The following is a 9,319-nucleotide window of genomic DNA, read 5'->3' as shown; positions in this document are numbered from 1 at the left end:
CAAAAAACAGCACGTCAATGCTGTGGGCTTTTTGAGGTTTGCCCGGCGCGGCTCCCATCATGGGGCGGGATCTTTCCTATCCGCGACCCCGGATAGATTCGAGCAAGTCCACTTTAGGTCAACACTGCCTCGCTTGCAAAAATCGGGCTGACCATAGATTTTTGTTTCTGCGGCCGGATTGCGGGCGGGTTCGTGCGACAGCGCTCACGCGCGCTGCACGGTAATCCCGAGTGATTCGACCGCCTGCGCGATCGCCGCGACCGCGCGCCGGATGTCGCCGGCATCGATCGCGCCAATGCAGCCGACGCGAAACGTCTCGAGCTGCGTCAGCTTGCCCGGATACAGGATGAAACCCGCGTCGCGCACCGCGTCGTAGAAGCGGCGGAAATCGTAGGCCGGATGCTTGGGCGCATGGAACGTGACGATCACGGGCGCCTGCACGCCGGCGTCGAGGAACGGCGTGAAGCCGAGCGCGCGCATCGATTCGACCAGCGTCCGGCAGTTCTCCGCGTAGCGCGCGCCACGCGCCGGCTGGCCGCCTTCGGCGAGGTACTGGTCGAGAGCGGCGCGCAGCGCGGCGATCACGTGCGTCGGCGGCGTGAAGCGCCACTGGCCCGTCTTGCGCAGGTACGCGTACTGATCGTGGAGGTCGAGCGCGAGCGACGGCGAATTGCCTTCGCATGCGTCGAGCGCGTCGCGCCGCACGATCGCGAACCCCATCCCCGGCACGCCTTCCAGGCATTTGCCGCTCGCCGAGACCAGCGCGTCGATCCCGCTGTCTGCCAGCGCGATCGGCAGCGCGCCGAACGAACTCATCGCGTCGACGATCAGCCGCTTGCCGTGCCGCCGGCACACGGCCGCGATCGCGTCGAGCGGATTCAGGATGCCGGCGCTCGTTTCCAGGTGCACCAGCGCGACATGCGTGATGCGCGGCTCGCGCGCGAACGCGGCGTCGACCGCCGCCGGATCGACCGCCGCATCCTCGCCGAACGGTAACGCGATCGCTTCGATGCCGAGCCGGCCGAGGATCTTCAGGATGCGCGCGCAATACGCGCCGTTGTCCGGCACCAGCACGACGCCGTCGCGCGGCACCAGCGTGCCGAGCGCCGCCTCGACCGAAAACGTGCCGCTGCCTTGCATCGGCACGCACACGTACTGGTCACCGCCGTGCGCGATCGCGACGAGATCCGCGCAGACGCTCGCCGTCAACTGGTTGAAAGCCGTGTCCCACGACCCCCAGTCATGTTGCATGGCGTGGCGTGTTGTGGCGGACGTGGTGAGCGGGCCGGGCGTCAGCAGAATCGGGTCGGACATGGTTTTCTCCAGCAAAGCTCGGACGAAACACCGGGGCGGCATTTCTGAATGACTTGCATGATATTGGCAAAATGTGTCACTTTGTGGAAATTGTGGCACTCGTCACGGGGTTGTCATCGAACGCTGTGATCCTTCGGTTGCCGCGCGAAACCACCTGCAGCGCGGCAGCGAGGCCGGCCGGTTGTCGGTCTGCCCGACTGAAACGAGCCGGATCGTGCCCCGGCCGCTTGGTGTTCCGTCTACGGAGAAGTGAGATGACACTGCAGAATTCCTCGCGCGCCGCTGCCGGCGCGTTCCGCAAGCTCGCGCTGGCTGCCTGCGCCGCTGGTCTGCTGCAAGGCGCCGCGATGCCCGCGCATGCGGCGAACGCGGTCGTGCTGTACACGGCGGATGGTCTCGAGAACCTCTATCGCGACGTGCTGCCGGCGTTCGAGAAGAAGGAAGGCGTCAAGGTCAACATCGTGACTGCGGGCAGCGGCGAAGTCGTCAACCGCGCGAACATCGAAAAGAATTCGCCGAAGGCGGACGTGATCGTCACTCTGCCGCCGTTCATCCAGCAAGCCGGCCAGATGGGCCTGCTGCAGCCGTACCAGAGCGTCAACTACAAGAACGTGCCGGCGATCGCGAAGGCGGAGGACGGTACGTGGGCGACGTTCGTGAACAACTACTTCTCGTTCGCGATCAACCCGGACGTCGTGAAGAACCAGCCGAAGACGTTCGCCGACCTGCTGTCGCCGGGCTATGCCGGCAAGGTTGCGTACTCGAACCCGGCGACCGCCGGCGACGGGATGGCCGTGCTGATCCTGACGACCACGCTGATGGGCGAGGACAAGGCGTTCGACTATCTCGCGAAGCTGTCGCAGAGCGTGAAGTTCCACACCAAGGGCACGGGCTACCTGAACGTGCTGCTGTCGCGTAACGAGATCAGCGTTGCGAACGGCGACCTGCAGATGGACCTCGACGACGCCGAGCACGGCGCGCTGTCCGTCAAGCCGATCTTCCTGGCCGCGAAGGAAGGCGACCAGCCGACCACGTTCCAGCTGCCGTACGGCATCGGCCTGATCAAGAGCGGCCCGAACCAGGACGCCGGCAAGAAGCTGATCGACTACCTGATGTCGACGGAAGTGCAGTCGAAGGTGCCGGACATGTACGGCATCCCGGGCCGCACGGACGTGCCGCTGGCCGGCAAGAACGGCGAAGCGGTCAAGAAGGCAATCGCGGGCGTGAGGCTGATCCCGGTCGACTGGACCCAGGTGATGGCGAAGAAGCCGGTGTGGATCGAGCGCTGGAAGAAGGACGTGATCGGCAGCTCGGGCAAGCCGCTCGACGTCGTCAAGCCGAAGTGACCGGCGCACGCCGCCTGTATTAGTGAGCAAGAGGATGAACCCGGTGGAAACCGCCCTGACCCATCCCGGCGCATTCGGCGCCGCCGAGCCGCGTGCGACGCTGCGGTCCGGCGCGCCGGGCGGCGTGCAGATCGAACACCTGAACGTGCGCTACGGCGCACGTACGGTGCTGGAAGATCTGTCGCTGTCGATCGGCGCCGGTGAATTTCTGACCGTGCTCGGCAAGAGCGGCTGCGGCAAGACCACGCTGCTGCGCTTCATCGCCGGGTTCGTGAAGGCCGACGGCCTGACCGGCACGCTGACCGTGGCCGGACGCGACCTGACCTATGCGCCGCCGCACAAGCGCAATCTCGGTCTGCTGTTCCAGAATTACGCGCTGTTCCCACACCTGTCGGTGTTCGAGAACGTCGCATTCGGGCTGCGCGCCCGCGGCATGGCCTCGTCGGAAGTGACGCGCCGCGTCGCCGACGCGCTGAAGCTCGTGCAGCTCGGCGATGCCGGCCACCACCTGCCCGCGCAGCTGTCGGGCGGGATGCAGCAGCGCGTCGCGCTGGCGCGCGCGCTCGTGATCGAGCCGGACGTGCTGCTGCTCGACGAGCCGCTGTCGGCGCTCGACGCCAACCTGCGCGCATCGGTGCGCAGCGAACTGAAGGCGCTGCACGAGCGCCTGCCGAACCTGACCGTCGTCTGCGTGACGCACGACCGCGACGATGCGCTCGTGCTGTCCGACCGCGCGCTGCTGATGCGCGATGGCCACATCGCGCAGCTCGGCACGCCGCAGCAGCTGTACGACGCGCCGCAGGACGGCTACGTCGCGCGCTATCTCGGCCCGGCCAACCTGCTCCCGCCGCACGTGATCTTCCCGCTCGGCGATCCGCGTCACGATGTGCGCGGCAAGGTCGCATGCGTGCGCCCCGAGCGCCTGACCGTGATACCGCTCGCGGCGGGCGGGCTGCACGGCACCGTGTCGTCCGTCGAATGGCAGGGCGCGGACCTGTCGATCGCGGTCGTGATCGACGCGGCGCCCGACGAACCCGTGCGCGTCACGATGCAACGCGGCCGCGGCGCGGCTCCCGAGCGCGGTGCGCGCGTTTCCCTGCATTGCGAGGCAGACGATGTCGTCCTTATCGAGCCCTGAAGCTGGCCTGCCGCCGCACGTGCTCGCGTCGGCCGCCGCGCATGCCGCTGCCGCGCGGCGCCGCAAGCGCATGGGCGACCTGCACCTCGCCGCGCTCGCGATCGTCGTGCTGGGCCCGCTCGTCGTCTATCCGCTGGTGCGGCTCGTGCTGCTGAGCGTGTCCGGCGATCACGGACTGAGCTTCGCCGCGTACCGGATGTTCTTCGGCAATCCCGATACGCGCAGCGTGCTGCTGACGACCGTCGGCGTGCTGTTCGCGAGCGCGGGCACGGCATCGGTGCTCGGCGTGCTGCTGGCAGCGCTGCTGTTCTTCAAGCCGTTCCCGGGCGCATCGCTCGTCACGCGCTTCCTGGAACTGTACGTCGCGTTCCCGTCGTTCCTCGTCGCGTTCACGCTGATCTTCCTGTACGGCTCGCAAGGCTCGATCAGCATCGCGCTGCAGCACCTGTTCCATCTCGAGAATCCGCCGCTCGATTTCCTGTTCGGCATCGGCGGCGTGATTCTCGCGCAGACCGTGTTCTATACGCCGTTCGTCGTGCGGCCGACGCTCGCGTCGTTCGCGACGCTCGACCTGCGGCTGATCGAAGCCGCGCGCAGTCTCGGCGCGTCCGGCTGGATGCTCGCGCGCCGCGTCGTGCTGCCGATCGCGTGGCCGGGCATCGCCGCCGGCACCGTGCTGTGTTTCCTGCTGACACTGAACGAATTCGGGATCCTGCTCGTGCTCGGCAGCGCGCGGCTCGTGACGCTGCCGGTCGCGATCTACAGCAGCGCGACCGTCGATCTCGACCTGCCGACCGCGTCGGCCGGCGCGGTCGTGATGCTCGCGCTGTCGCTGGCGCTGTATGCGGTTTATCGCCGGGTGAACCGGCGCGCGACGGGAGGGAACGATGTCCGCTGAATTCCGTATCGGGCAAGCCGTGCCGCGCCACCAGATCGGCTGGGGCGACACGGTGCTCAAGCATGCGTCGCGCGCGGCGCTCGCGCTGGCCGCGTTCGCCTGTTTCTGGCTGTTCGTGTTGCCCGTCATCGTCGTCGCGCTGTCGAGCGTGTCGACGCAATGGTCGGGCACGATCCTGCCGGCCGGTTACAGCTTGCGCTGGTTCGCGCGGCTCGGGTCGCCCGAATACGACGCGCTGCTGACGAGCCTCGAAATCGGCTTCGGCGTGTCGGCAATCGGCACGATCCTCGGGCTGTGGCTCGCGCTTGCGCTCGAAGGACGCGACCGGCGCGGCCTCGGTGCGGTCGTCGACGCGCTCGTGATGGTGCCCAACGGCGTGCCGAGCGTCGTGCTCGGGCTCGCGGTGCTGATCGCGTATCACCAGAAGCCGCTCGACCTGTCGAGCTCCGCGGCGATCGTCGTGCTCGTGCAGCTCGCGCTGATCTTGCCGTTCTGCTATCGCTGCGCGGCCGCCGCGCTGCGCCCGGAACTGACCGTGCTGCGCGAAGCGGCCGCGAGCCTCGGTGCGCCGCCCGCGATGGTGCTGCGTCGCGTGCTGCTGCCGCAGCTCGTGCCGGCGCTGCGCGCGAGCCTCGCGCTCGGCTTCGCGCTGTCGCTCGGCGAGCTCGGCGCGACTCTGACCGTCTATCCGCCCGGTTTCGCGACCGTGCCGATCGTCGTGATCGGCCAGGTGGAGCGCGGCTATTACCTTCCCGCATCGGCGCTGTCGCTGCTGATGCTCGGCGCGTCGCTCGCGGCGCTGCTGCTGATCGCCGCGCGCGTGCCGCGTGGCAAGCGGGCCGCACCATGAACGCCGCATTCGCGTTGCGTCTGCCCGGCGAACAGGCGGCCGCCGGCAAGGTGTCGACGGATCTCGCGGGACGGTCCGTCGACGTCAACGGCCGGCGCTACCGGCTGCCGGTCGAGCCGACCGTCGTCGTCTGCATCGACGGCTGCGAGTGCGACTATCTCGAGCGTGCGGTGGAGGCCGGCGTCGCGCCGTTCGTCGGCCGGATGATCGCGGAAGGTACCGCGTGGCGTGCCGATTGCGTCGTGCCGACCTTCACCAACCCGAACAACCTGTCGATCGTCTGCGGCGTGCCGCCGTCGGTCCACGGGATCTGCGGCAACTACTTCTGGGATCCGGCCGCCGATGGCGGTCGCGGCGCCGAAGTGATGATGAACGATCCGGCCTACCTGCGGGCCGGCACGCTGCTCGCGGCGGCGTCCGACGCTGGCGCGCGGGTGGCCGTCGTCACGGCGAAGGACAAGCTGCGCCGGCTGCTCGGCTGGCAGATGAACGGCATCTGTTTCTCCGCCGAGAAGGCCGCGCAGGCCAATCTCGCGGAGAACGGGATCGCCGACGTGCTCGACTGGGTCGGCCTGCCGTCACCGGACGTGTACAGCGCGGCGCTGTCCGAATTCGTGTTCGCGGCCGGCGTGCGGCTCGCGCAGACGCGCCAGGTCGATCTCATGTACCTGTCGACCACCGACTACGTGCAGCACAAGTGCGAGCCGGGCAGTCTCGGCGCGAACGCGTTCTACGCGATGATGGACCGCTATCTCGCGCAGCTCGACGCGCTCGGCTGGGCGATCGGGCTCACGGCCGACCACGGGATGAACGCGAAGCACGACCCGGCGACGGGCCGCCCGAACGTGATCTATCTGCAGGATGCGTTCGACGGCTGGTTCGGCACGCAGGCCGCGCGCGTGATCCTGCCGATCACCGATCCGTACGTCGTGCACCACGGCGCGCTCGGCTCGTTCGCGACCGTGTATCTGGCGCCGGGCGTCGACCGGACCGACGCGATGTGGCGAGTGGGTGGCCTCGACGGCGTCGAACTCGTGCTCGACAACGCGGAGGCCGCCGCGCGCTTCGAGCTGCCGGCCGACCGGATCGGCGACCTCGTCGTGATCGCACGGCGCGACATGACGCTCGGCACGCGCGCGCGCGAACACGACCTGTCCGGGTTGACCGTGCCGCTGCGTTCGCACGGCGGCGTGTCCGAGCAGGAAGTGCCGTTGCTGTTCAACCGTCGGATCGAGCGGGACGACCCTGCGCGTCGTCCGCGCAACTTCGACGTCTTCGATTTCGTGCTGAACCGGATCACGTCATGATGGCTCATCCTCGACAGGATCACCCCGCGTTCCGCGCCGAAGCGCTGCGCTGGTGCGGCACGCGCGCGACGCGCGACCGTGTGTTCGACGTCACCGATCCGTACACCGGTACGCGTGTCGGGACGGCGCCGCTGGCGAGCGTCGACGACGTGCGCGCCGCGTTCGATTACGCGATGGCGTACCGGCCGGCGCTCACGCGTTACGAGCGTTCGCAGATCCTCGAGCGCGCGGCTGCGCTGCTGCGCGAGCGGACCGAGGAAGCGTCCGACCTGATCACGCTCGAATCGGGATTGTCGAAACAGGATTCGCGCTACGAGATCGGCCGCGTCGCCGACGTGCTGAAGTTCGCGTCGGTCGAGGCGCTGCGCGATGACGCGCAGAGTTTCTCGTGCGACCTCACACCTCATGGCAAGGCGCGACGCGTGTTCTCGCAGCGGCAGCCGCTCGACGGCGTCATCGTCGCGATCACGCCGTTCAATCACCCGATGAACCAGGTCGCGCACAAGATCGCGCCGGCGATCGCGACCAACAACCGCGTGATCGTGAAGCCATCGGAGAAGGTGCCGCTGTCGGCGTTCTATCTGGCCGACCTGCTGTATGAAGCAGGATTGCCGGAGCCGATGCTGCAGGTGCTGACCGGCGATCCGCGCGAGATCGCGGACGAACTCGTCACGCATCCGCATGCGTCGCTGATTACCTTTACGGGCGGCGTGTCGATCGGTAAGGCGATCGCCGCTCGGGCCGGTTACCGGCGCATCGTACTGGAACTGGGCGGCAACGATCCGCTGATCGTCCTCGACGATGCCGATCTGGAGCGTGCGGCATCGCTGGCCGTGCTCGGCTCGTACCGGAATTCGGGGCAGCGCTGCACGGCCGTCAAGCGGATCCTGGTACATCGCTCGATCGCACCGGCGTTCACCGAATTGCTCGTCGAGAAGACGCGTGCATGGAAGTACGGCGATCCGTTCGATCCGGCGAACCAAATGGGCACGGTGATTGACGATGCGGCGGCGCGGCTGTTCGAGGCACGGGTCGGCGAGGCGGTCGCGCAGGGGGCGCGGTTGCTGACCGGCAACGTGCGGCGTGGCGCGCTGTATGCGCCGACCGTGCTCGACAACGTCGATCCGGCGATGACGATCGTGCGTGAGGAGACCTTCGGCCCCGTCTCGCCCGTCATGACGTTCGACACCATCGACGATGCGATCCGGATCAGCAACGGCACGGCATTCGGCTTGTCGTCGGGTGTCTGTACGGACAGTACGGCCGCGGTCGTGCGGTTCGTGAACGAGTTGAAAGTCGGAACGGTGAATGTCTGGGAGGTGCCCGGATACCGGATCGAGCTGTCGCCGTTCGGCGGGATCAAGGATTCGGGGCTTGGCTATAAGGAAGGCGTTCAGGAAGCGATGAAGAGCTTTACGAACCTGAAGACGTTTTCGCTGCCTTGGGAGTAAGCGGATGGCACTGACGGTAGAAGAGATTCACGGGCTGTATCGCGAGCATGGCCATGTCGCCTATAGCGGCGAGCCGGTTACGCAACTGGAGCACGCGTTGCAGAGCGGCTTGCTGGCGGAGGAGGCGGGCGCGGACGAGGCGCTGGTCGCGGCGGCGTTCCTGCACGATCTCGGGCATCTGCTGAATCGACAGGGCGAGACGCCGAGCGCGCGCGGGATCGACGATCTGCATCAGTATTGCGTGCTGCCGTTCCTGCGGTCGTTGTTCGACGACGCGGTGCTGGAGCCGATCCGGCTGCACGTCGACGCGAAGCGTTGTCTGTGCCGGACGGACGCCGGCTACTTCGAGAGCCTGTCGCCGGACTCGGTGCGCAGCCTTGCGCTGCAGGGCGGCGTCTTCAGTGAAGAGGAGACGGTGGCGTTCCTGCAGCGCCCGTTCGCGGCAGACGCGCTGCGCCTGCGTCGCTGGGACGATACGGCCAAGGAAGAAGGCAAGGCGACGCCGAGCCTCGATCACTATATGGAGATAGTCGCGCGCCAGGTGCGCGTGGCCTGACGATTCGGCTGCCTCTATTTAAGGCCCCGCACGCGGCAGCGTGCGGGGCCTTAAATTTTTTTCGAGAAACCTCTTGCGCGATTGGCGGTGACTGCATAGAATCACGCCTCTTTCGCGCTAACGGAAACGCGGCGCGGGGGAAGAAGGAAAGCGGTGCGGTTGAGGGCGGGTTGTAGAGCCCCGGCGCACACGGAGTTGAACCTCAGCCGTCGCAACGAAGCAGTTAAAAAAGTTGTTGACGAGCTGAGAAACACGGTTCATAATTTCGCTTCTCTGCTGCTGAAAACGCAGCGCTGCTGAGAAACACGAAGTTCCTCGCAGAAACGCTCTTTAAAAATTAACAGCCGATAAGTGTGGGCGCTTGATGGCCGCGAGCTGATCTTCGGATCAGATAGCGAAAGTATCAAGAGTCTCACACTAAAGTAAGTCAGGTTTATGAAGTGATTCATATACCTGTCA

9 protein-coding genes are annotated in these 9,319 nt (G+C 66.9%); 7 read left to right on the top strand and 2 right to left on the bottom strand.

What is annotated here, in order from left to right:
• Positions 1 to 204 precede the first annotated feature (204 nt).
• A complete protein-coding gene (locus tag DIE15_RS36160) occupies positions 205 to 1,314 on the bottom strand; it encodes a 2-aminoethylphosphonate--pyruvate transaminase (RefSeq protein WP_124835837.1) in 1,110 nt (369 codons plus the stop codon).
• A gap of 254 nt (positions 1,315 to 1,568) precedes the next feature.
• Here DIE15_RS36160 and phnS point away from each other — a divergent pair, with 254 nt between their 5' ends.
• The 7 genes from phnS to DIE15_RS36120 are packed head-to-tail and all read left to right on the top strand — an operon-like array spanning position 1,569 to position 8,860.
• Complete coding sequence (phnS, locus tag DIE15_RS36150; RefSeq protein WP_057930244.1) at positions 1,569 to 2,660, top strand: 2-aminoethylphosphonate ABC transporter substrate-binding protein; 1,092 nt, start codon at positions 1,569 to 1,571, stop codon at positions 2,658 to 2,660.
• A gap of 34 nt (positions 2,661 to 2,694) precedes the next feature.
• Complete coding sequence (phnT, locus tag DIE15_RS36145) at positions 2,695 to 3,798, top strand: 2-aminoethylphosphonate ABC transport system ATP-binding subunit PhnT (RefSeq protein WP_057930245.1); 1,104 nt, start codon at positions 2,695 to 2,697, stop codon at positions 3,796 to 3,798.
• A complete protein-coding gene (locus DIE15_RS36140; protein ID WP_057930246.1) occupies positions 3,776 to 4,696 on the top strand; it encodes a 2-aminoethylphosphonate ABC transporter permease subunit in 921 nt (306 codons plus the stop codon). The genes phnT and DIE15_RS36140 overlap by 23 nt, the downstream gene beginning before the upstream one ends.
• Positions 4,686 to 5,546: a 2-aminoethylphosphonate ABC transport system, membrane component PhnV gene (gene phnV / locus DIE15_RS36135; protein ID WP_057930247.1), complete on the top strand. Its 861-nt coding sequence runs from the start codon at positions 4,686 to 4,688 to the stop codon at positions 5,544 to 5,546. The genes DIE15_RS36140 and phnV overlap by 11 nt, the downstream gene beginning before the upstream one ends.
• Positions 5,543 to 6,853: a phosphonoacetate hydrolase gene (phnA, locus tag DIE15_RS36130; RefSeq protein ID WP_124835834.1), complete on the top strand. Its 1,311-nt coding sequence runs from the start codon at positions 5,543 to 5,545 to the stop codon at positions 6,851 to 6,853. The genes phnV and phnA overlap by 4 nt, the downstream gene beginning before the upstream one ends.
• Complete coding sequence (gene phnY, locus DIE15_RS36125) at positions 6,850 to 8,304, top strand: phosphonoacetaldehyde dehydrogenase (RefSeq protein ID WP_124835833.1); 1,455 nt, start codon at positions 6,850 to 6,852, stop codon at positions 8,302 to 8,304. Before phnA ends, phnY begins: the two co-directional genes overlap by 4 nt.
• Positions 8,305 to 8,308: 4 nt before the next feature.
• Positions 8,309 to 8,860 carry a phosphonate degradation HD-domain oxygenase gene (locus DIE15_RS36120; RefSeq protein ID WP_124835832.1) on the top strand — a complete coding sequence of 184 codons (552 nt, stop codon included), beginning with the start codon at positions 8,309 to 8,311 and terminating at the stop codon, positions 8,858 to 8,860.
• 257 nt (positions 8,861 to 9,117) lie between these two features.
• On the opposite strand, the gene DIE15_RS37395 is transcribed toward DIE15_RS36120, so the two are convergent.
• Positions 9,118 to 9,319, bottom strand: a 202-nt coding sequence (locus tag DIE15_RS37395; RefSeq protein ID WP_221624191.1) for a hypothetical protein, incomplete at its 5' end; no start/stop codon positions are given.

The sequence above is a fragment of the Burkholderia sp. Bp9031 genome, from assembly GCF_003857965.1.
In the GTDB taxonomy this organism is placed as follows: domain Bacteria; phylum Pseudomonadota; class Gammaproteobacteria; order Burkholderiales; family Burkholderiaceae; genus Burkholderia; species Burkholderia ambifaria_A.
The sequence above is the reverse complement of the archived record's forward strand: the minus strand, read 5'-3'. Positions and strand labels throughout refer to the sequence as shown.